Genomic DNA, 20,548 nt, shown 5'->3' on the forward strand with positions numbered 1-20,548 from the left:
GAGCGGGAGGAGATCGGCAGCGACGGCTCTCGCCGCTGCCGATCTCCTCCCGCTCCGGTCGGGCCTGGACCGGCGGGTGCCCCGGGGAGACCGGCGCCTCGGCCGGCCTCTCGATCGGGTAGAAGAAGCCCCGGATCGCCGGGCCGAGGGCACCGAGCCGGTTCATCTTCTTCGGCACCACCCAGCCGACGTAGTCCAGCTCGGCGTGCCCGTCGTGGCCGTCGGCCGCGGTGAGCGGCTGGTGGACCTCGACGAACCGGCCGTCCGGCAGCCGCTTGATGATGCCGGTCTCCACGCCGTGGGCCAGCACCTCCCGGTCGTGCTGCTGAAGACCCAGGCAGATCCGGTAGGTGAAGTAGTAGGCCAGCGGCGGGACGATCAGCAGACCGACCCGGCCCGCCCAGGTCATCGCGTTCAGGCTGACTTGGAACGTGTCCGCGATCACGTCGTTGGCGCCGGAGAGGGTCAACACCAGCCAGAATGCCACGGCCATCGAGCCCGCGGCGGTCCGGGCCGGCACGTCCCGGGGGCGCTGGAGCAGGTTGTGGTGCTTGTAGTCCTTGAGCTGCCGCGCCTCCAGGAACGGGTAGAGCAGGGAGATCCCGACCAGGATGCCGGGCAGCACCACCGTCGGCCAGAAGATCGGCGGGATGACGTACCCGTCGCCGATCGGGATGGTGATCTCCCAGGCCGGCATGAGCCGGGTCGAGCCGTCGAGGAACATGACGTACCAGTCGGGCTGGCTGGCGGCGGACACCACCCACGCCTCGTACGGGCCGAAGTACCAGATCGGGTTGATCTGGAAGAGGCCGCCCATCAGCGCGATCACGCCGAACACGACCATGAAGAAGCCGGCCTGCTTGAGCGTGTAGCGCGGGTAGAACCGCTCGCCGACCACGTTCTCGTTGGTCCGGCCGGGGCCGGGCCACTGGGTGTGCTTCTGCTTGAAGACCAGACCGAGGTGGGCGGTGATCAGCGCCACCAGCAGAGCCGGGATGAGCAGCACGTGGACGATGAAGAACCGGCTGATGATGATCTCGCCCGGGAACTCGCCGCCGAAGATCGACGAGCTGATCCAGGAGCCGATCACCGGGATGGAGAGAATGATCGCGGAGGCGATCCGCAGGCCGGTGCCGGAGAGGCCGTCGTCCGGCAGCGAGTAGCCGGTGAAGCCGGCCAGGAAGCCGACCCAGAACAGCAGCGAGCCGATGATCCAGTTCGCCTCACGCGGCTTGCGGAACGCGCCGGTGAAGAAGACCCGCAGCATGTGCACCACGATCGCGGCCATGAACAGCAGCGCCGCCCAGTGGTGCATCTGCCGCATGATCAGACCGCCCCGGACCTCGAACGACAGGTTCAGGCTGGAGGCGTACGCGGCCGACATCGGGGTGCCGCGCAGCGGGGCGTAGCTGCCGTTGTAGACGACCTCGTTCATCGACGGATCGAAGAAGAAGGTCAGGAAGACACCGGTCAGCAGCAGCACGATGAACGAGAAGAGCGCGATCTCGCCGAGCAGGAAGGACCAGTGGTCCGGGAAGACCTTGTTCAGCAGCGCGCGCAGCGGGGTGGCCGCCTGGAAGCGGTCGTCCAACGCACCGGCGGTCTTGCCCGGCACCGTTGCCATGTCAAGTTTTCTGCGCTTCATGGCCGCTCCCAGAAGTCGGGGCCGATGGTTTCGGTGTAGTCCGACTTCGCCACGAAGAAGCCCTCTGCGTCCACCTCGATCGGCAGCTGCGGGAGCCGCCGGCTGGCCGGGCCGAAGATGGGTCGGGCGTTGTCGGTGATTTGGAACTGTGACTGGTGGCACGGGCAGAGCAGGCGGTTGGTCTGCTGCTCGTACAGGCTGGCCGGGCAGCCGGCGTGCGTGCAGATCTTGGAGAACGCCGCGTAGTTGCCCCACATGTAGTCGCCGTGGCCGACCCGCGCGTTGTTGGCGCGCGAGTCTCGCGCGTCGTCCTCGCGCATGTGGATCAGCAGGGTCGGCGAATCGGCGTGCTTGTTGCTCACGCCGTGCTCGATGCCCGGGAACACCGTGATCTGGCCGCCGGCGCTGATGTCCGCCGGGCGGACCGGCCGGCCGTCCTCGCGGACCAGCCGGATCTGCTTGCCGCCCTCGGCCGGCGCGAAGCCGGTGGTGAACATCTGGTTGTCCTTGTGCGGGTCGGAGATCAGGCCGCCGACCAGCGGCGCCGCGACGACCGCGCCGACCGGCGCGAGACCGGCGAGCAGCGAGATGCCGAGCAGCGGCCGGCGCCGTACGCCCATCTCGTCGGCCAGGTACAGCATGGTCGCACCGGTGATCTTGCGATCGTCCGGGGAACTCGGCTGGTCGTGCCGGTCCTGGATCGAGACCTCCTTGGGCAGCAGCTTCTTGCCCCAGGTGAGGATGCCGAAACCGATGCCGAGGAGCGCGACGCCCAGGGTGAGGCCGAGCAGCGGGGTGTAGTACTTGTCCCCGCCGCGGCCGGCCTTCCACTCCCACGGCCACCAGATGTAGATGACCAGGAAGGCGGTCGAGGCCAGGCCGGTCAGCAGGAACATCCCGGAGACCAGCCGGGTCAGCCGGCGCTCGGCCCTGGTGCCGGGGACGACCTGCGGCTCGTAGTGGACGATCTCGATGTCGTCCCGCCGGGCGCCCTCCTCGACGATGTCGAACCGGGAGAGCCGGGGGTCGTTCACGTCGAGCGGCTCCCGGCCCTGCGGGGCCTGGTGCTCGGTGTGGGTGCTCATGCCGTCACCTCGCTACGGGCGGCGCCGGAGCCCGGCACCGCAGCACTGAAACGAATGATCCGCTCGGTCACGACTTGCCCGCAATCCACAGGCTCGCGAAGACCAGCGCGACGATGCCGATCAGGAAAGCCGCCAGACCCTCGGTGGACGGCCCGTACCGGCCGAGGCTGAAGCCGCCCTGGTCCTGGTTGTGCTTCAGGTTCTCCTGGATGTAGGCGATGATCTGCGCCTTCTGCTCCGGCCGCAGCTGGTTGTCGCCGAACACCGGCATGTTCTGCGGGCCGCTCAGCATGGCGGCGTAGATCTGCCGGTCGCTCGCCGGCTTCAGGTTCGGAGCGTACTTGCCGGAGGAGAGGGCGCCGCCGCGACCGCCGAAGGCGTGGCACTGCGAGCAGTTGATCCGGAACAGCTCACCACCGGCGGAGATGTTCGCGCCCTCGTGCAGGTTGTTGCCCGCGGGCACCTGCGGACCGCCACCCAGCTCCTGGATGTACTGGCCGAGCTGGCGCACCTGCTCGTCGGTGAACTGCGGGGGCTTCCGCATGGCCTGGGCTTCCTGCCGGGCCAGCGGCATCCGACCGCTGCCGACCTGGAACTCGACCGAGGCCGAGCCGACTCCGATCAGGCTCGGCCCGCGTCCCTCGACACCCTGGGCGTTGCGACCGTGACAGGTCACACAGCTCACGTCGAACAGCGCCTTGCCCTCGCCGGCGGCCGCGCTCATCGGCGGGTTTTCCTGCGCCTGCACGCCGGGGGCGAAGACGGTGTAGGCGCCGCCGGCCAGCGTCAGCGCGGCGATCAGCCGGACCGCGGCGCCCAGCCGGCGGCGGCCCCTGCTGCGCGCTACGGGCCGCCCGCGCAGGCGCGCGAGCAGACCGCGTCGGCGGTCGTTGTCAGAAGTCATGACCTGTGTCCTTAACCGGTTGGACCTTGTCTCAGGGGGACGGGGCAGCGGCGCGGTTCGTGACGCGCCAAGATCACTGGAGCCAGTAGATCATGGCGTAGAGGCCGATCCACACGACGTCGACGAAGTGCCAGTAGTACGACACGACGATCGCCGACGTGGCCTGCGCCGGGGTGAACCGGCCCATGGTGGTGCGGATCATGAAGATGATGAAGGCGATCAGACCGCCGGTCACGTGCAGACCGTGGAAGCCGGTGGTCAGGTAGAACATCGACCCGTAACCGTCTCCGTTGATCTTGACGCCCTCTTCCACCAGGTTGCGGTACTCGTTCGCCTGGCCGAGCACGAAGATCAGACCCATCACGAAGGTGATCGTGAACCAGCGCCGCAGGGCGTGGACGTCACCCTTCTCCGCCGCGAAGACACCGAGCTGGCAGGTCACCGAGGACAGCACCAGGATCACCGTGAAGGTGGTCGCGTACGGGATCTTCAGGATCTCGGTGTGCTTCTCCCACTGCTCCGGCGCCGCCGCGCGGATGGAGAAGTACATCGCGAACAGCGCCGCGAAGAACATGAGTTCGCTGGAGAGCCACACGATCGTCCCGACGCTGACCATGTTGGGTCGGGTCAGGGAGTGGATCCGGCTCTTGTCAATGGCTGGGGCCGCAGTCACGCGGTCATTATTGCCCTTGGCCGGGACCGGCGATCAGCGGGGTGGCAAACCTGCGCCTTCCGTGGCCCGATAGGGCTGGTCCGGTTCGCCTGACCTACCCTGAAAAGCGTGCTGCACGTCGATCCGATCTTCGCCGCGACCTCGGTCGCCCCGTCGACCCTCACGGCGGGGGGCGAGGCCGTCCCGCCGCCCTTCACCGTGGCCCGGGTGTTCACCGAGACCCGGCTGGACAGCTGGCTCGCCCTCGGGCTGGTCGTCGCCGCCGGGCTCTACCTCTACGGCGTCTACCGGCTGCGGCTGCGCGGCGACCGCTGGGCGGTCGGCCGCACCGTCTGCTTCCTCGGCCCGGGGCTGGGCGGCATCGCCTCGGTCACGGTCAGCGGGCTGCACGCGTACGACACCGCGCTGCTGTCGGTGCACATGATCCAGCATATGGTGCTGTCCATGGTGGCGCCGATCTTCCTGGCCCTCGGCGCGCCGGTGACGCTCGCCCTGCGCACCCTGCCGGTCCGCCCGCGCAAGCGGCTGCTCGCGATCGTGCACAGCCGGGTCGCCCGGGTCTACACCTTCCCGCTGGTGGCGTTCGCCATCTTCGTGGCCAACCCGTTCGTGCTCTACTTCAGCGACCTGTACCACTACACCCTCGAGCACGCCTGGGCGCACGAGCTGGTGCACGCGCACTTCATCATGACCGGCTGCGTGTTCTTCTGGCCGCTGGTCGGCCTGGACCCGCTGCCGGGGCGCTGGCCTTACCCGGCCCGGGCGCTGCTGATGGTGCTCTCCGTGCCGTTCCACACCGTGCTCGGGCTGACCATCATGCAGAGCACCACGCTCTTCGGCGGCGACTGGTACCCGTCGCTGCACCTGAGCTGGTCGAACCCGTGGGACGACCAGGTGGTGGCCGGTGGCGTGCTCTGGGCCGGCGGCGAGTTCGTCAGCGTCACCATGCTGGCCGTACTGGTCGTCCAGTGGGTGAAGCAGTCCGAGCGGGAGGCCCGCCGGGTGGACCGCGAGCTGGACCGCCAGGAGGCCCGGCAACGCGCCGCCGAGTCGGCCGCCTGACCGGTCCCGGAGGGTACGCCCACCGGCCGGCCAGGGCGGGCCGTCCAGCCCGATGTGACGACCGCTACCATCAGCGGGCAGCTACGAGGTGGGAGCCAAGCCAGCCATGAGTGAGCGCAGCGAACGAATCATCAGGCCCAGTGCGATGGGTCCTCATGACGGCACGGAGCGAAGCGGAGTGCCGGCATGAGCGATCGTCTTTGCACCGTCCTGCTCTACAGCGACGACCCCGAGGTCCGCGACCGGATGCGGCTGGCCGTCGGCACCCGGCCCGCGCCGGGGCTCGAGATCGAGTTCGTCGAGGCCTCCGACTACGCCGAGTGCGTCCGGCTGGTCGACGACTACGAGATCCACCTGCTCCTGCTCGACGGCGAGGCCACCCCGGGCGGCGGCATCGGCATCGCCCGGCAGATCAAGGACGACCGGGACGACGCCCCGCCGACCTGCGTGGTGATCGCCCGGGCGGCCGACCGCTGGCTGGCCGCGTACGCCGAGGTCGACGCGACGCTGGTGCACCCGCTGGACCCGGTGACCACCGGCACCACCGTCGCCGAGCTGCTGCGGCGTACGCCCGCCGCGGCCTGAGCCACCCCCTCGGCGCCACGGCATCGCGGCCGTGGCGCCGACGTCGTTCCTCACCCGCATCTCCACGCCCGCTCGGGAGGCCCGCCATGGGCGAACGGACCTGGCCGCTGCTGCTCAACGCGCTGCTGCGCGGCGAGGAGCTCACCACCGCCGACACCGCCTGGGCGATGGACGAGATCATGACGGGTGCGGCCACCCCGGCCCAGGTCGCCGGCTTCGCCGTGGCGCTGCGCGCCAAGGGTGAGACCCCGGCCGAGCTGGCAGGCCTGGTGGAGGCGATGCTCGGCCGCTCCGTCGAGGTGGTGCTGCCCGAGGAACTGCGCCGCACCGCCCTGGACGTGGTCGGCACCGGCGGTGACCTCGCGCACACGGTCAACATCTCCACCATGACCGCGCTCGTGGTGGCCGGTGCCGGGGTACGCGTGGTCAAGCACGGCAACCGGGCCGCCTCGTCCTCCTGCGGCACCGCGGACCTGCTGGAGTACCTGGGCGTCCCGCTGGACCTGACCCCCGAGCAGGTGGCCCGGTGCGTCGACGAGGCGGGCATCGGCTTCTGCTTCGCGGCCCGGTTCCACCCCGGCATGCGGCACGCCGGCCCGGTGCGCCGGGAGATCGGCGTGCCCACCGCGTTCAACTTCCTCGGCCCGCTGACCAACCCGGCCCGCCCCCGGGCCGGCGCGGTCGGCTGCTTCGACCTGCGGATGGCGCCGGTGATGGCCGCCGTCTTCGCCGACCGCGGCGACTCGGTGATCGTGATGCGCGGCGAGGACGGGCTGGACGAGTTCACCACCGCCGCGCCGACCCGGGTCTGGGTGGCCCAGCAGGGCACGGTGAGGGAGTCGCTGCTGGACGCGGCCGACCTCGGCGTGTCCCGGGCCACCCTGGCGGACCTGCGGGGGGGAGACGCGGCGTACAACGCCGGGGTGGCGCGGCGGCTGCTGGCCGGCGAGACCGGCCCGGTCCGCGACGCCGTGCTGGTGAACGCCGCGGCGGCGCTGGCCACCCAGGGGCCGCTGGACGGTGACCTGATCGAGGCGCTGCGGGCCGGGATGGCCGCCGCCGCCGAGTCCATCGACTCCGGCGCCGCCGCCGGCGCGCTCGACCGCTGGCTCGAGGTCGCCGGCACGCTCTGACCGCCGCCGCGGCGCACCCGTCCGCATCCGGGGCGCGGCCGGCATGCGCCGGTCCGGTTCCGGTCGGGCGGGTCCGAAACGGAAGTGTCGGACCCGCGTGCCAAACTACATGGGAGTAATTTTCCGCTTTCCGCCGATGGCGGCCCTGCCCGTCGGCGGGCACCGGAGCGAGAGGAGACGCCCGTGTCGGACCGCGAGCTCTACTGCGACAGCTGCGAGGGCGTTGTGCCGTTCGAGGCCCCGCCCTGCGCCGACGGCCACGGCGTCGACTGTCCCGAGCTGGTCTGCACCGGCTGCGGCGCGGCCGTGCTGATCGCCACGTTCACCTTCCGCGCCCCGCGGCTGGCCAGCCGCCGCCGCGTCACGCCCCACCGCCGCGCCGCCTGACCCACGCCCTCGCCGGCACCGTCGGCCCGGCCCGTCCCAGTCCGGCTTCCACGTCACCTCGCCGAGCTGGCGCGAACGAGGCCCGTCCGACACCGCCACATCGGCGATGTCCGCCGTCCGAAGCCGCCCTGACGGCGAACGGCCCGCGTCCTGCCAGGACGCGGGCCGTTCGAAAGCCGTCAGCTCAGTGCTCGGCGGTGCGGCGGGTGCCGGTGTAGTACTCGAAGAGCAGGCCACAGGCGGCGAAGATGACCGTCACCAGGCCCAGGCCCAGCAGCCAGAACTGCCAGAAGACCAGCCCCAGACCGGCGACCGCGGCGGCCAGCGCCAGCCCGAACGGCCAGTAGCTGCCCGGGCTGAAGAAGCCGACCTCGCCCGCGCCGTCGGCGATCTCGGCGTCCGCCCGGTCCTCCGGGCGCAGGTCGATGCGCCGGGAGACGAACCAGAAGAAACCACCGCACATCGCGCAGAGCAGGAAGGCCAGCAGCAGCGCCACCGTGCCGACCCACTCGACCCGGCTGCCCTCGCCGTACGTCCAGGCGCCGTAGAGGATCGCGATGCCGAAAAGGAACGTCCCGACGATCAGGAAGATTTTCCACTCGGTCTTCATGCCGGATCCCTCAGCTTCCCGCGCCGGCCGAGGCGTCGCTCGGGTTGAAGTTGTTCTTGTCGCGCCGGGTGTTGAACGGCTCCGTCTTCGTGGCGTACTCGGGCCCGCCGATCGCCTTGAGCGCCTCCTGCGTCGACTTGCCGGCCTTCTTGGCCGCCAGGAACTGCTCGTACTTCTCCGGCGAGACGACCCGCACCTCGAAGTTCATGAAGGCGTGGTAGCTGCCGCACAGCTCGGCGCAGCGACCGACGTACGCGCCCTCCCGGTCGAGGCTGGAGATCTCGAAGACGTTGCGGATGTTGCCCGGCATGACGTCCCGCTTGAACAGCAGCTCCGGCACCCAGAAGGAGTGGATGACATCGCGGCTCTGCTCCTCGAACCGGATCGACTTGCCGGTCGGCAGGACCAGCACCGGGATGACCTCGCTGGTGCCGAGGACCGAGGCGACGGTGTTCGCGTCGCGGCCCTGGCCGTCGCGGTAGTTGAACTGCCAGTTCCACTTGAAGGCGACGACCTCGACGGTGACGTCGGGGTTCTTCGTCGTCTTGTTCACGTTCGTCTGCACGATCGCCGTGTAGTAGAAGAGCACGGAGACGATCAGGATCGGCGCGATGGTGTAGAGGAACTCCATCGGCATGTTGTAGCGGGTCTGCACCGGCAGGTCGTTGCCCCGCTTCCGGTAGCGGATCACGCACCAGAAGATGAGGCCCCAGACGAACACGCCGACCGCGAGCGCCGCGATGCAGGACGCGATCCACAGGTCGTACATCCGGTGGGACTCGGGGCTGATGCCGCCCTGCGGCCAGCCGAAGCCGCCGAACGTCCGGCCGACGTCGCAGCCGGTGAGCAGAACCAGCAGCGCCGCTCCGCCGAGCCCGAGCCCGGCGAGTCGACCAGCACCACGCCGCCGGCGCCCACCGGCTCCTGGGGAAGCGCTGTGCCGTACGGCCGTCGGCCGTACCTCCGAACTCCTTGCGACCACCTGGTCCTGCCTCCCTAGCGCGCCGCGGTGGTTCTTTCCATCAGCACCGACGGCAAAGGCGTCACCGACGGTCGCAGATTACTCGACCATGACGGGCCTGACCGTGTTGGGGTCACTGTCCGCCCCCATCGGGGGGATCATGCGCGTACCGGCGCGATAGCGTGGGTGTTCGTGAGCGCATCCCCGGTCTACCTGGACGCGGCCACCGCCGCGCCGCTGCACCCGGTCGCCCGGCAGGCGATGCTGGCCGCCCTCGAGGACGGCTGGGCCGACCCCGGCAGGCTCTACACCCAGGCCCGCCGCGCCCGGCAACTGCTCGACGCCGCCCGCGAGGCCACCGCGGCCACGCTCGGCGTCCGCGCCGACGAACTCTCCTTCACCCCCAGCGGTACGACGGCGGCGCACGCCGCCGTGCTCGGCGGGCTGATCGGCCGGCGGCGGGTGGGGGCGATCCTGGTGCACTCCGCGATCGAGCACTCCGCGGTGCTGCACGCCGCCGAGCGACACGTGGCCGGCGGCGGCAGCGCCGTCTCCGTACCGGTGGACCGGGCCGGCCGGCTCGACCTGGACGCCTGGTCGGCGGCGGTCCGGGCGCCCGGGGTGGCGTTCGCCGCGCTGATCGGCGCCAGTCACGAGGTGGGCACCGTGCAGCCGGTGCCGGCGGCGGCCGCCGGGTGCGCCGACGCCGGGGTACCGCTGTATGTCGACGCCGCGCAGTTGATCGGCCGGGCGCCGGTGCCGGCCGGCTGGTCGGTGCTCAGCGCCAGCGCGCACAAGTGGGGCGGGCCACCCGGCGTCGGTCTGCTGGTGGTCCGCAAGGGCACCCGCTGGGAGTCGCCGTTCCCGGCCGACGAGCGGGAGTCGGGGCGTACCCCCGGAGTGTTGAACCTGCCGGCGGTGGTGGCGGCGGCGGCGAGCCTGCGCGCGGCGGCGGCCGACGCGGCGGCCGAGACGACCCGGCTGGCGCCGCTGGTGGACCGGATCCGGCACCGGGTGGCGGCCGAGGTGCCGGACGTGGAGGTGGTCGGCGACCCGGTCGACCGGCTCCCCCACCTGGTCACCTTCTCCTGCCTCTATGTGGACGGCGAGGCGCTGCTGCACGCGCTGGACCGGCGGGGCTTCGCCGTCTCCTCCGGCTCCTCGTGCACCTCGTCGACGCTGCGGCCGTCGCACGTGCTGGAGGCGATGGGGGTGCTCTCGCACGGCAACGTCCGGGTGTCGCTGCACCGGGAGACCACCGAGGCGGACGTCGAGCGGTTCCTCGCCGAGCTGCCCGGCATCGTCGCCGACCTGCGCGCCGAGGCGGGGGTGGTGGGGCTGTGAGCGAGCCGGACGAGGTGCTGGACTGCCGGGGTCAGCGCTGCCCGCTGCCGGTGATCGCCCTGGCCCGCCGACTCCCCCAGCTGCCGGTCGGCGCGGTGCTCCGCGTCCTCGCCGACGACCCCGCCGCGGCGGTGGACATCCCCGCCTGGTGCCGCATGCGCGCCCAGGAGTTCCTCGGCGCCGTAGCGGGCGGATCCAGCTACGACGTCCGGCGGAGCCGGTGACGGGTCAGGCGAGATAGCTGAGGATGGCGGGGAGGGGGTCGGTGGCGACCGTGGTGTCGACCACCAGGCGGGGGCCGATGATCGGCTCGTACTCGGCCCGGCGGAGCAGGGTCTGTTCCCAGGTGGGCAGGTGCGGGTCGGGCTCGGCGGGCAGCCGCGCCTCGACCCGGCGGCGGTGCTCCGCCTCGTCCCCGCAGTGCACCTCGATCACCCGTAGCGGCACGCCGGCCCGCTCCGCCAGGTCGTGCCAGAGGCCCCGAGCGCTGGCCACCGGGTTGACCGCGTCGACCACCACGCTCAGCCCCAGCCCGAGCTGCACCTCGGCGAGATCGGCGACCGCGCCGTAGGCGGCCATCCCGGGCACGTCGCCGACCAGCCCGTACCGGCCCATGGCCCGCTCGACCGGGTCCACCGGCAGGACCGGGGCGTGCAGCGCCGCGCCGAGCCGGACGGCCAGCGTGCTCTTGCCCACCCCGGGCAGGCCGGCGAACGCCACCAGCACCGGACCGACGGCGGCGGCCGCACCGGGGCGGACGGCACCCGGATCCACCCGGCCGGAGACGCCGGGCTGGTCGCGGTCGGGTACCGCGGAGGTCATGGGAGCAGGTGCGGCCGGACGTCCTCGGCGGCCGCGTCGCCGTACGACTCGGCGAGGCGCTTCACGAACAGGTCGCGGCGGACCTCGTACTCCTGGGTGCCGACGGTCTCCAGGACCAGGGTGGCGAGCAGCGAGCCGACCTGGGCGGCCCGCTCCAGGCCCAGCCCCCAGGACAGGGCGGTGAAGAAGCCCGCCCGGAACCCGTCCCCGACGCCGGTCGGGTCGACGGCCTGGATCTCCCGGGCGATCGGGACGTGGATGGTGTCGAAGTCCCGGCCGGCGATCTCCGCGCCGTCCTTGCCCAGCGTGGTGACCCGGACCTTGACCCGCTCCAGCAGCTGCGCGTCGCTGAGACCCGCCTTGCTCTGCAGCAGCGACTTCTCGTAGTCGTTGGTCATCAGGTACTCGGCGCCGTCGATCAGGCCGAGCACGTCCGCGCCGTCCATCCGGGCCAGCTGCTGGGACGGGTCGGCGACGAAGGCGTACCCGCGCTCCCGGCACTCGGCCGAGTGCCGGATCATCGCCTCGGGGTCGTTGGCACCGACCAGCACCAGGTCGAGGCCGCCGAGCCGCTGGGCCACCGGGGCCAGCTCGATGTTGCGGGCCTCGCTCATCGCCCCCGCGTAGAAGGAGGCGATCTGGCACATGTCGGTGTCCGTGGTGCAGACGAAGCGGGCGGTGTGGGCCACCTCGCTGACGTGCACCGAGTCGCAGTCGACCCCGTGCCGCTCCAGCCAGGAGCGGTAGTCGGCGAAGTCGGCCCCGACGGCGCCCAGCAGCACCGGGCGCAGCCCGAGCTGTGCCATGCCGAAGGCGATGTTGGCCGCCACCCCGCCCCGGCGCAGCACCAGGTCGTCCACCAGGAAGGACAGCGACACCTTGTGCAGCTGGTCGGCGAGGAGCTGGTCGGCGAAGCGACCGGGGAAGCTCATCAGGTGGTCGGTGGCGATCGAGCCGGTCACGGCGATCTTCATGTCAGCCCTCGGGGTCGGCAGCACGGCGCCGGTCAGCCTACCGGCCCGTTCGGCACGCCGGTCGCGGGTCGGTCGAGAACCGGTCGACCCACGCATACCCGGACGCCACCCGCCCGGACACCCGGGAGACACGAAGAAACGGCGGGACCACCCGCGAAGGGTGGTCCCGCCGTTTTCGTCACGTCACCGTCGACCGGTACGGGCCGGCCGGCGTCGACTCAGCTGAAGGAGTCGCCGCAGGCGCAGGAGTTGCCGGCGTTCGGGTTGTCGATGGTGAAGCCCTGGGCGTCGATCCGGTCGGCGAAGTCGATCGTCGCGCCGGCCAGGTAGGGGGCGCTCATCCGGTCGACGACGACCTCGACACCGTCGTAGTCGGTGACGATGTCACCGTCGAGCGACCGCTCGTCGAAGAAGAGCTGGTACCGCAGGCCGGAGCAGCCGCCCGGCTGCACCGCGATCCGGAGCCGCAGGTCGTCGCGGCCCTCCTGCTCGATCAGGGCCTTGACCTTCTGCGCCGCGACGTCGGTGAGGACGACGGAAGTAGGGGCCTTGGCCTCGGTCGACTCGGTCTGCGCTGGCGTGGTCACGTGGAAATCTCCCTGCGCGGTATGGGTCCGGACGCACTGGCCAACGTCGCGCGTCCGCCAGTGATTCCCGGTGTGGTCCAGATCCGATCGTACGCCGCCCCGGCGGGCGTCACCTCCGGTGGCGTGCTCCGGGGCGGGTGAGCCGCGCCGCAGGCAGCGGCCGCTCAGCGGCTCCACTGCCGGGCCAGCCGGGCGCCGAGCGCCCGCAGCCCCTCGGCGGGCCGGCCCATCGCCGCCTCCACCCCGCCGCGTTCCTCGCCGCCGAAGTGCTCCACCAGGCTGTACGCCTCGGTGACCCCGGCCGCGGCGGCCTCCCGGCGGCCCGTGCTCACCCGTCCCGCCAGCACCACGCAGGGCACGCCGCGGTCCCGGGCGGCCCCGGCCACCCCGGCCACCACCTTGCCGCGCAACGACTGGTGGTCGAAGGAGCCCTCCCCGGTGATCACCAGGTCGGCGCGGTCGAGCGCGGCGTCCAACCCGATGGCCCGGGTGACCAGGCCGATGCCGGACTCGCACCGGCCGCCGAGCGCCAGGATCGCCGCGCCCAGCCCGCCGGCCGCGCCGCCGCCGGGCAGCGCGCCCAGCCCCGGCGGGCAACCGGGCAGCTCGCGTTCCAGCACGGCCGCGAAGCGTTCCAGCGCGGCGTCGAGGAGTAGCACGTCCGCCCGGGTGGCGCCCTTCTGCGGGCCGTAGACGTTGCTGGCGCCGTGCAGCCCGAGCAGCGGGTTGTCCACGTCGGTGGCGGCCACCAGGTCCGCCCCGCGCAGCCGGGGCGCGCCGTCCAGCGCGGCCACCGCGGCGAGCGCCGCTCCCCCGTACGGCAGGGCGTGGCCGGCCTGGTCGAGGGGGGTGACGCCGAGCGCGGTGAGCATGCCGGCGCCCCCGTCGTTGGTGGCGGAGCCACCCAGCCCGACCACCACGGTCCGGGCCCCGGCCTCGACGGCGGCGGCCACCAGCAGCCCCAGCCCGTACGAGGTGGTGGCCTTCGGGTCCCGCTCGGCGGCGGTGAGCAGGTGCAGCCCGCACGCCTGGGCGCTCTCCAGGTAGGCCACGCCGTCGTCGGTGAGCAGGATCTCACCGGCGGCGGGCCGGCCGAGCGGGTCCACGGTCGGCACCGGCAGCCGCCGGCCGCCGAGCGCCTCGGCGAGGACGGCGACGAAGCCGGGCCCGCCGTCGGCGAGCGGCCGGATCAGCAGGTCGTCGCCGGCGGCCACCTCCCGCCAGCCGTCGGCCACCGCGGCGGCCACCTCCTGAGCCGGCAGCGTGCCGGCGAACTTGTCCGGGCAGAGCAGCACGCGCATGCCCAGCAGTGTGGCAGCCCACACCTGGAGCGGCTGCGCGCCGGTCCCGCTGTGGGACCATGGGAGGCGTGACTTCGACCTGGGTTGAACCCTCCAACACCGCCACTGCGCTGCTGCTCCTCGGCCGCGGCAGCGACCCCGCCACCGAGCGTGGCGTGGAGTGTCCGGGTGACCTCCCCGCGCCGAGCGACCCGGACCTGGTGGCCCGGGCGGCGGCGGCCAAGGCCGCGCTCGGCACGAAGGTGTTCGTGCTGGGCCACCACTACCAGCGCGACGAGGTGATCCAGTTCGCCGACGTGACCGGCGACTCGTTCAAGCTCGCCCGCGAGGCGGCGGCCCGACCCGACGCGGAGTACATCGTCTTCTGCGGCGTGCACTTCATGGCCGAGAGCGCGGACATCCTCACCTCGGACGCGCAGAAGGTGATCCTGCCGGACCTGGCCGCCGGCTGCTCGATGGCCGACATGGCGGTGCTGTCGCAGGTCGAGACCGCCTGGGACGTGCTGACCGAGCTGGGCGTCGCGGCCGACACCGTCCCGGTGACGTACATGAACTCCTCGGCGGACATCAAGGGCTTCGTGGGGCGCAACGGCGGGGTGGTCTGCACCTCGTCGAACGCGAAGCGGGCGCTGGACTGGGCGTTCGAGCAGGGGTCGAAGGTGCTCTTCCTGCCCGACCAGCACCTGGGCCGCAACACGGCGGTGCTGGAGATGGGCTTCTCGCTGGACGACTGCGTGCTCTACGACCCGCACAAGCCGAACGGCGGGCTGACCGCGGAGCAGCTGCGCGACGCGAAGATGATCCTGTGGCGCGGGCACTGCTCCGTGCACGGCCGGTTCACCCTGGACAGCGTCAACGACGTCCGGGAGCGGGTGCCGGGGGTGAACGTGCTGGTCCACCCGGAGTGCCGGCACGAGGTGGTCACCGCCGCCGACCAGGTCGGCTCCACCGAGTACATCATCAAGACCATCGAGGCGGCCCCGGCCGGCTCGGCCTGGGCGGTCGGCACCGAGCTGAACCTGGTCCGCCGGCTGGCGCTGGCCCACCCCGACAAGCAGATCATGTTCCTGGACAAGGCGGTCTGCTACTGCTCGACGATGAACCGGATCGACCTGCCGCACCTGGTCTGGGCCCTCGAAGAGCTGGTCGCCGGCCGGGTGGTCAACCAGATCACCGTGGACCCGGACACCGCGCACCACGCCCGGGTGGCGCTGGACCAGATGCTGGCCCTGCCGGGCGCCTGATCACCCTGGGTCACATCGCTGGTACGGAAACGCGCCGGACACCCCGGTTCGTGCCCTCGCTGGCGATGTGACCGATTCCAATTTCCTCACGGACGGCTATGCTGCCGGGGCGACAATATGCGGGCCGTTTTCACCTGGCCGCGTTTCGGGTAGCGATGCAGATCGTGGGCCCCAACCATCTACACGGCAGCACCAACGCGCTGGAGGTTGCGTTGACCGACGACGTCCTGGTCGTACACGGAGGCACTCCGCTCGAAGGGCGGATCCGCGTGCGCGGCGCGAAGAACCTCGTTTCCAAGGCCATGGTCGCCGCCCTGCTGGGTGACTCCCCCAGCCGGCTGTTCGACGTGCCGCGGATCCGCGACGTCGAGGTGGTCCGCGGGCTGCTCGGCCTGCACGGGGTGAAGGTGACCGACGGCGACGAGGACGGCGAGCTGGTCTTCGACCCGTCCAACGTCGAGAGCGCCAGCACCGACCAGATCAACGTGCACGCCGGCTCCAGCCGGATCCCGATCCTGTTCTGCGGGCCGCTGCTGCACCGGCTCGGCCACGCCTTCATCCCGGACCTGGGCGGCTGTCACATCGGGCCGCGCCCGATCGACTTCCACCTCCAGGCGCTGCGCGAGTTCGGCGCGACCGTCGACAAGACCCCGGAGGGGCTGCACCTGTCCGCGCCGAACGGGCTGCACGGCACGAAGTTCGCCCTGCCGTACCCGAGTGTGGGCGCCACCGAGCAGGTGCTGCTGACCGCGGTGATGGCCGAGGGCGTCACCGAGCTGCGCAACGCGGCGGTGGAGCCCGAGATCATCGACCTGATCTGCATCCTGCAGAAGATGGGCGCGATCATCAAGGTGCACACCGACCGGGTGATCGAGATCCAGGGCGTGAAGAAGCTGCACGGCTACACCCACCGGCCGATCCCGGACCGGATCGAGGCGGCGAGCTGGGCGGCGGCGGCGCTGGCCACCCGGGGCGACGTCGAGGTGCTGGGCGCGCAGCAGGCCGACATGATGACCTTCCTCAACGTCTTCCGCTCGGTCGGCGGCGAGTACGAGGTGACCGACGCCCGGCCGCCGAAGCTGGGCGACCCGGGCCAGGAGGGCGGCATCCGCTTCTGGCACCCCGGCGGCGAGCTGAACGCGGTGGCCCTGGAGACCGACGTGCACCCCGGCTTCATGACCGACTGGCAGCAGCCGCTCGTGGTGGCGCTGACCCAGGCCCGGGGCCTGTCGATCGTCCACGAGACGGTCTACGAGCAGCGGCTGGGCTACACCGAGGCGCTGAACACGATGGGCGCGAACATCCAGGTCTACCGGGACTGCCTGGGCGGCACCCCGTGCCGCTTCGGCCGGCGCAACTTCAAGCACTCCGCGGTGATCGCCGGTCCGAGCAAGCTGCACGCCGCCGACCTGGTCATCCCGGACCTGCGGGCCGGTTTCAGCCACCTGATCGCGGCGCTCGCCGCCGAGGGCACCTCCCGGGTGTACGGCGTCGACCTGATCAACCGGGGCTACGAGGACTTCGAGAAGAAGCTGGCCGACCTGGGCGCGCACGTCGAGCGTCCGTGACGTCACACCGCTCTTCCCGCGCCCGGTGCACCCGCGATGTGCACCGGGCGCGGCTGTTTGGCTACCCTTCACCACGTGCCGTCGCTGTTTCGCCGCAAGCCCGCCGACCTCGTCGATGAGTCCGTCACCTCGGTGACGACCGACGAGGAGTCCGTCAACGCCCGCCCCCGGGGCTACACCCCGAGCAAGAAGGAGCTGGGCCAGGTCACGCCGAAGCGGCCGACCGCCGGCCGGCGACTGAGCGCGCCGAGCCGGCCGCTGACCAAGGAGGAGGCGCGGGAGCAGCGCCGCGCGTCCCGGGCCGAGGCGGCCTCGGAGTTCCGCCGCGAGGGCGGGCCGCGCGACCGGGGCCCCGAGCGGCTGCTCGCCCGGAACGTGGTCGACTCCCGGCGTACGGTCGGCACCTGGTTCTTCGGCGGCGCGCTGATCGTGCTGGTCGGCTCCAACCAGGCCATGCCGCCGATCGTCCGGCTGATCTCCAACGTGCTGTGGGGCGCGCTCGCGCTCGGCGTGGTGGTCGACTCGGTGCTGATCTCCCGCAAGATCAAGAAGCTGATGCGGGAGCGGTTCCCGAAGAGCAACGAGAAGCTCGGCTCGCTCTACCTCTACGCGATCATGCGGTCGATCACCTTCCGCCGGATGCGCGCCCCCCAGCCGCAGGTGAACATCGGCGACAAGATCTGACCCCACGCACGTCGACGAAGGCCCCGGGCGCCCACCCGGGGCCTTCGTCACACCTGGGCCGGGCTGCGGTACAGCCGGGCCACGACCTCCTCGATGTCCGGCTCGACGATCGAGATGTCGCGCAGCGCGGCCAGCCCGGCCAGCCCGGCGACCACCTCGGCGACGCCCGCCGACTCCAGCGCGAAGACCAGCCGGTGCCCGTCCGCCTCCACCCGGTGCAGCGGCGCGCCCGGCAGCGTCGGCGGCGCGGGAAGGGCCGTGTCCAGCTCGGCGACGACCAGGCGGCGGGAGCCGTACCGGCTGTGCAGGGCGGCGATCGAGCCGTCGTGCACCACCCGGCCGTGGTCGATCACCACGAGCCGGCGGCAGAGCCGCTCGATGTCGGCCAGGTCGTGGGTGGTGAGCACCAGGGTGGTGTCGCTGGCCCGGCCCAGCTCCGCCAGGAAGCCCCGGACGGCCTGCTTGCTGACCACGTCCAGTCCGATGGTCGGCTCGTCCAGAAAGAGCACCTCCGGGCCGTGCAGGAGGGCGGCGGTCAGCTCGCCCCGCATCCGCTGGCCCAGCGAGAGCTGCCGGACCGGGGTGTCCAGGAACTCGTCGAGGTCGAGCAGGTCACGACAGCGCCGCAGCCGGGTCGCGTGCTCGGCCGCCGGCACCCGGTAGACGTGCCGCAGCAGGTCGAACGAGTCGCGCAGCGGCAGGTCCCACCAGAGCTGGGAGCGCTGGCCGAAGACCACCCCGATGCGCAGCGCCAGCCGGGTCCGCTCGGCCACCGGCCGCAGGCCGCAGACCCGCACCTCCCCCGCCGACGGCATCAGCACGCCGGTGAGCATCTTCAGGGTGGTCGACTTGCCGGCGCCGTTGGGGCCGATGTAGCCGAGCATCTCGCCGCGCTCCACCCGCAGGTCGACCCCGTCGACGGCGGTGACCACCCGCTTCTCCCGGCGCAGCCGGCCGGCCTTCACCCGGACGGTGAACTCCTTGCGCAGCCCGCGTACGTCGATGACCTGGCTCATGACCCCGTGCTCCGGTAGTGGCGGACCCCGACGCGCCAGGCCGTCGCCGCGACGGCGGCGGCCACCAGCGCGACGACCGGCGACGCCCAGCCGGCCCAGGCCGGCAGGCCGAGCGGGTCGGCCCGGCCCAGCAGCGCCAGCGCCGGGTGGTAACTGACGAAGGCGAAGCCCATCCCGTACGCGAAGAGCGTCCGGAACCAGCCGCCGTAGACGGTGACCGGGTACGACGTGAAGTCGCGCCCGCCGTAGGTGACCGAGTTGGCCAGCTCGCCGGAGTCGATCCAGTAGAACGACACCGTCGCCGTGGTCACGAAGACCGCGCCGAAGAAGACCACCGCGGCGAGCGGGGCGACCAGCACCAGCACCAACCGGGCCGGTGTCCAGTCGATCCCGGCCGAGGTGACCGCCACCACCAGCACGGCGAGGCCGAAGAGCGCGCGGGACACCTTGCGCAGCGGCAGGTCCATCAGCAGCAGCTGGGGCAGCGCACCCAACGGACGGACCAGCACGGCGTCGAACAGGCCGGTCCGGACGTACCGGGGCAGCCGCTCGATGTTGCCGACCAGCAGGTCGGCGGTGGCGAACGCGAACGACGACAGTCCGACGATGACCAGCGCCTCGCGCAGCGTGAACCCGCCCAGCTCCCGGGTCACCCCGAAGAGCACCAGCACGGTCACCACGTCGAAGACGGTCGCCCCCACGTTGCCGACCAGGTCCACCACGAACGAGGTCCGGTACGCGGCCTGCGACCGGGCCTGCGCCCCCAGCAGCGCCCGGTACGCGGCCAGCCGCTCAGCCACCCTGCACCACCAGCCGGCGTTCGGCCCGGCGCTGCACCAGCCGGCAGGCGGCGAGGATCAGCACCGCCCAGGCGACCTGGAGCCCCACCAGCCCGAGCTGCGTCGGGGCCGGATCCCGCTCGACCAGCACGTCGAGCGGGGTCTGGAACAGGCTGGGGAACGGGGTGGCGTACCAGAGCGGGAGCTGGAGCCACCCGGGCAGGAAGCGCAGCGGGAAGTAGAGCCCGGCGAGCACCCCGGAGCAGAGCGTCCAGAGGATCACCGCGCCCCGGACGTCCTGCAGCCAGTACGCGGTGGCGTTGACCAGGAACCGGCAGCCGAAGCAGAGCACCACCGCGACCAGTACGGAGAGCGCGAAGAGCGGCACGGTGGCCCACCGCCGGGGCAGGTACACGTCGAAGAAGAGCGGACCGATCAGCACCGGCGGCAGCAGCCGGGAGAGCGAGGCGAACCCCGCGCGGCCCAGGTCGGCGGCCAGGTAGCTGGTCACCGGGTGCACCGGCCGGAGCAGGTCGCTGGCGATCTCCCCGGTCCGGATCCGGTCCGCCAGGTCGGTCCAGCCCCAGAGCAGAATCACCGCCAGCAGGCCCTGCCCGGCCCAGACGAAGGTGGCGAGCTGCGCCCGGTCGTACCCGGCGACGGAGCCGGCCGTGCCGGCCACCGCGAGGAAGATGTAGCAGCGCAGGAAGCCGAAGACCGTGTTGGTGACCACGCCGGCGAGGGCGGCCTGCCGGTAGGTGGCGTGGCGTCGGAAGCCCGCTACTACTATGGCGCCAAATGTCCGAAACCATCGGGTAACGTTTGAGCCCGTGGGCGGCGCCACAGTGGCGGTGACAGAGCCCACGCCGCTACCCTCCTTCCGCAGCCACGACGTGCTGGACCGGGCGACTCTACCGGCACGTGGGGTGCCCAGCGCGACAATTTCCAACGAGGTGACATCGCCGTGAGCGAGCGACGCGAGCCGGCCCCGGGGCCGCGCCGCGCGGGCGGCGACCCGGTGCCCCGATGAGCGGCGGCTACGACCGCTGGCGCGACCCGGCGGAGCCGGCCTGGGTCGCCGAACCGACCACCGAGTGGCACCCCCAGTTCCCGGGCCAGCGCTACCCCGGCGACATCGGCATCGAGTACCTGACCCCGCCCGCCCCGCGCGGGCGGGGTCAGGT

At 72.0% G+C, this 20,548-nt stretch carries 22 protein-coding genes; 9 read left to right on the top strand and 13 right to left on the bottom strand.

Going from position 1 to position 20,548, the window contains the following annotated elements; all coding sequences use genetic code 11:
- From qcrB to ctaE, 4 genes are all read right to left on the bottom strand, one after another.
- Positions 1-1,645, bottom strand: a 1,645-nt coding sequence (qcrB, locus tag DKT69_RS06270) for a cytochrome bc1 complex cytochrome b subunit (protein ID WP_109800648.1), incomplete at its 3' end; no start/stop codon positions are given.
- Positions 1,642-2,730 (bottom strand): cytochrome bc1 complex Rieske iron-sulfur subunit, encoded by a 1,089-nt coding sequence (qcrA, locus tag DKT69_RS06275; protein ID WP_109800630.1) that lies wholly within the window; start codon positions 2,728-2,730, stop codon positions 1,642-1,644. The genes qcrB and qcrA, both read right to left, overlap by 4 nt.
- Before the next feature lie 67 nt (positions 2,731-2,797).
- Positions 2,798-3,634 (bottom strand): cytochrome bc1 complex diheme cytochrome c subunit, encoded by an 837-nt coding sequence (gene qcrC, locus DKT69_RS06280; RefSeq protein WP_109800631.1) that lies wholly within the window; start codon positions 3,632-3,634, stop codon positions 2,798-2,800.
- 73 nt (positions 3,635-3,707) lie between these two features.
- Positions 3,708-4,307, bottom strand: a complete 600-nt coding sequence (ctaE, locus tag DKT69_RS06285; RefSeq protein WP_109800632.1) for an aa3-type cytochrome oxidase subunit III — start codon at positions 4,305-4,307, stop codon at positions 3,708-3,710.
- A 108-nt stretch (positions 4,308-4,415) separates the two neighbouring features.
- Here ctaE and DKT69_RS06290 point away from each other — a divergent pair, with 108 nt between their 5' ends.
- The 4 genes from DKT69_RS06290 to DKT69_RS06305 all read left to right on the top strand — a co-directional run bounded on the left by DKT69_RS06290 (position 4,416) and on the right by DKT69_RS06305 (position 7,474).
- On the top strand, positions 4,416-5,369 hold the full coding sequence (locus tag DKT69_RS06290; RefSeq protein WP_109800633.1) for a cytochrome c oxidase assembly protein: 954 nt from the start codon (positions 4,416-4,418) through the stop codon (positions 5,367-5,369).
- 186 nt (positions 5,370-5,555) lie between these two features.
- On the top strand, positions 5,556-5,954 hold the full coding sequence (locus DKT69_RS06295; RefSeq protein ID WP_109800634.1) for a hypothetical protein: 399 nt from the start codon (positions 5,556-5,558) through the stop codon (positions 5,952-5,954).
- Between the two features lie 86 nt (positions 5,955-6,040).
- Entirely contained in the window at positions 6,041-7,087 is a 1,047-nt protein-coding gene (gene trpD, locus DKT69_RS06300; protein WP_109800635.1) for an anthranilate phosphoribosyltransferase, read from the top strand.
- A 183-nt stretch (positions 7,088-7,270) separates the two neighbouring features.
- The gene (locus tag DKT69_RS06305) at positions 7,271-7,474 is read left to right on the top strand and encodes a hypothetical protein (protein WP_109800636.1); all 204 of its coding nucleotides are present in this window, start codon (positions 7,271-7,273) and stop codon (positions 7,472-7,474) included.
- A gap of 184 nt (positions 7,475-7,658) precedes the next feature.
- Here the strand turns inward: DKT69_RS06305 and DKT69_RS06310 are convergent, their stop codons facing one another.
- Complete coding sequence (locus DKT69_RS06310) at positions 7,659-8,084, bottom strand: cytochrome c oxidase subunit 4 (protein WP_109800637.1); 426 nt, start codon at positions 8,082-8,084, stop codon at positions 7,659-7,661.
- A gap of 10 nt (positions 8,085-8,094) precedes the next feature.
- Positions 8,095-9,066: an aa3-type cytochrome oxidase subunit II gene (gene ctaC / locus DKT69_RS06315; protein ID WP_109800638.1), complete on the bottom strand. Its 972-nt coding sequence runs from the start codon at positions 9,064-9,066 to the stop codon at positions 8,095-8,097.
- Positions 9,067-9,237: 171 nt separating this feature from the next.
- Between ctaC and DKT69_RS06320 the strand changes: the two genes are divergently transcribed.
- Positions 9,238-10,389: a cysteine desulfurase family protein gene (locus DKT69_RS06320; protein WP_109800649.1), complete on the top strand. Its 1,152-nt coding sequence runs from the start codon at positions 9,238-9,240 to the stop codon at positions 10,387-10,389.
- A complete protein-coding gene (locus DKT69_RS06325) occupies positions 10,386-10,613 on the top strand; it encodes a sulfurtransferase TusA family protein (RefSeq protein WP_109800639.1) in 228 nt (75 codons plus the stop codon). Before DKT69_RS06320 ends, DKT69_RS06325 begins: the two co-directional genes overlap by 4 nt.
- A 4-nt stretch (positions 10,614-10,617) precedes the next feature.
- Here the strand turns inward: DKT69_RS06325 and DKT69_RS06330 are convergent, their stop codons facing one another.
- From DKT69_RS06330 to DKT69_RS06345, 4 genes are all read right to left on the bottom strand, one after another.
- Positions 10,618-11,211: a P-loop nucleotide/nucleoside kinase family protein gene (locus DKT69_RS06330; protein WP_109800640.1), complete on the bottom strand. Its 594-nt coding sequence runs from the start codon at positions 11,209-11,211 to the stop codon at positions 10,618-10,620.
- Complete coding sequence (locus DKT69_RS06335) at positions 11,208-12,185, bottom strand: carbohydrate kinase family protein (protein ID WP_109800641.1); 978 nt, start codon at positions 12,183-12,185, stop codon at positions 11,208-11,210. The genes DKT69_RS06330 and DKT69_RS06335 overlap by 4 nt, the downstream gene beginning before the upstream one ends.
- A gap of 218 nt (positions 12,186-12,403) precedes the next feature.
- The gene (gene erpA, locus DKT69_RS06340) at positions 12,404-12,772 is read right to left on the bottom strand and encodes an iron-sulfur cluster insertion protein ErpA (RefSeq protein WP_089013290.1); all 369 of its coding nucleotides are present in this window, start codon (positions 12,770-12,772) and stop codon (positions 12,404-12,406) included.
- 164 nt (positions 12,773-12,936) lie between these two features.
- Complete coding sequence (locus tag DKT69_RS06345) at positions 12,937-14,073, bottom strand: glycerate kinase family protein (RefSeq protein ID WP_109800642.1); 1,137 nt, start codon at positions 14,071-14,073, stop codon at positions 12,937-12,939.
- A gap of 68 nt (positions 14,074-14,141) precedes the next feature.
- On the opposite strand from DKT69_RS06345, the gene nadA reads away from it, so the two are divergent.
- The 3 genes from nadA to DKT69_RS06360 all read left to right on the top strand — a co-directional run bounded on the left by nadA (position 14,142) and on the right by DKT69_RS06360 (position 17,569).
- Entirely contained in the window at positions 14,142-15,317 is a 1,176-nt protein-coding gene (nadA, locus tag DKT69_RS06350) for a quinolinate synthase NadA (RefSeq protein WP_109800643.1), read from the top strand.
- A gap of 155 nt (positions 15,318-15,472) precedes the next feature.
- Entirely contained in the window at positions 15,473-16,885 is a 1,413-nt protein-coding gene (murA, locus tag DKT69_RS06355) for a UDP-N-acetylglucosamine 1-carboxyvinyltransferase (RefSeq protein ID WP_236647371.1), read from the top strand.
- 36 nt (positions 16,886-16,921) lie between these two features.
- Positions 16,922-17,569 carry a DUF3043 domain-containing protein gene (locus tag DKT69_RS06360; protein ID WP_201749519.1) on the top strand — a complete coding sequence of 216 codons (648 nt, stop codon included), beginning with the start codon at positions 16,922-16,924 and terminating at the stop codon, positions 17,567-17,569.
- A 47-nt stretch (positions 17,570-17,616) separates the two neighbouring features.
- Here the strand turns inward: DKT69_RS06360 and DKT69_RS06365 are convergent, their stop codons facing one another.
- The 3 genes from DKT69_RS06365 to DKT69_RS06375 are packed head-to-tail and all read right to left on the bottom strand — an operon-like array spanning position 17,617 to position 20,229.
- Positions 17,617-18,585 carry an ABC transporter ATP-binding protein gene (locus DKT69_RS06365; RefSeq protein WP_109800645.1) on the bottom strand — a complete coding sequence of 323 codons (969 nt, stop codon included), beginning with the start codon at positions 18,583-18,585 and terminating at the stop codon, positions 17,617-17,619.
- Positions 18,582-19,385: an ABC transporter permease gene (locus DKT69_RS06370; protein WP_109800646.1), complete on the bottom strand. Its 804-nt coding sequence runs from the start codon at positions 19,383-19,385 to the stop codon at positions 18,582-18,584. Before DKT69_RS06370 ends, DKT69_RS06365 begins: the two co-directional genes overlap by 4 nt.
- The gene (locus tag DKT69_RS06375) at positions 19,378-20,229 is read right to left on the bottom strand and encodes an ABC transporter permease (RefSeq protein ID WP_109800647.1); all 852 of its coding nucleotides are present in this window, start codon (positions 20,227-20,229) and stop codon (positions 19,378-19,380) included. Before DKT69_RS06375 ends, DKT69_RS06370 begins: the two co-directional genes overlap by 8 nt.
- Positions 20,230-20,548: the final 319 nt, after the last annotated feature.

The organism is Micromonospora sicca, from assembly GCF_003172935.1.
Lineage (GTDB): Bacteria > Actinomycetota > Actinomycetes > Mycobacteriales > Micromonosporaceae > Micromonospora > Micromonospora sicca.

Excerpts from the sequence above, each read along its gene's own strand:
- qcrA (WP_109800630.1), bottom strand. The coding sequence starts at position 2,730 with ATGAGCACCCACACCGAGCACCAGGCCCCGCAGGGCCGGGAGCCGCTC.
- DKT69_RS06360 (WP_201749519.1), top strand. The coding sequence starts at position 16,922 with ATGTGCACCGGGCGCGGCTGTTTGGCTACCCTTCACCACGTGCCGTCG.
- murA (WP_236647371.1), top strand. The coding sequence starts at position 15,473 with ATGCAGATCGTGGGCCCCAACCATCTACACGGCAGCACCAACGCGCTG.
- DKT69_RS06365 (WP_109800645.1), bottom strand. The coding sequence starts at position 18,585 with ATGAGCCAGGTCATCGACGTACGCGGGCTGCGCAAGGAGTTCACCGTC.
- DKT69_RS06345 (WP_109800642.1), bottom strand. The coding sequence starts at position 14,073 with ATGCGCGTGCTGCTCTGCCCGGACAAGTTCGCCGGCACGCTGCCGGCT.
- DKT69_RS06295 (WP_109800634.1), top strand. The coding sequence starts at position 5,556 with ATGAGCGATCGTCTTTGCACCGTCCTGCTCTACAGCGACGACCCCGAG.
- DKT69_RS06335 (WP_109800641.1), bottom strand. The coding sequence starts at position 12,185 with ATGAAGATCGCCGTGACCGGCTCGATCGCCACCGACCACCTGATGAGC.
- DKT69_RS06330 (WP_109800640.1), bottom strand. The coding sequence starts at position 11,211 with ATGACCTCCGCGGTACCCGACCGCGACCAGCCCGGCGTCTCCGGCCGG.
- trpD (WP_109800635.1), top strand. The coding sequence starts at position 6,041 with ATGGGCGAACGGACCTGGCCGCTGCTGCTCAACGCGCTGCTGCGCGGC.
- qcrC (WP_109800631.1), bottom strand. The coding sequence starts at position 3,634 with ATGACTTCTGACAACGACCGCCGACGCGGTCTGCTCGCGCGCCTGCGC.
- DKT69_RS06310 (WP_109800637.1), bottom strand. The coding sequence starts at position 8,084 with ATGAAGACCGAGTGGAAAATCTTCCTGATCGTCGGGACGTTCCTTTTC.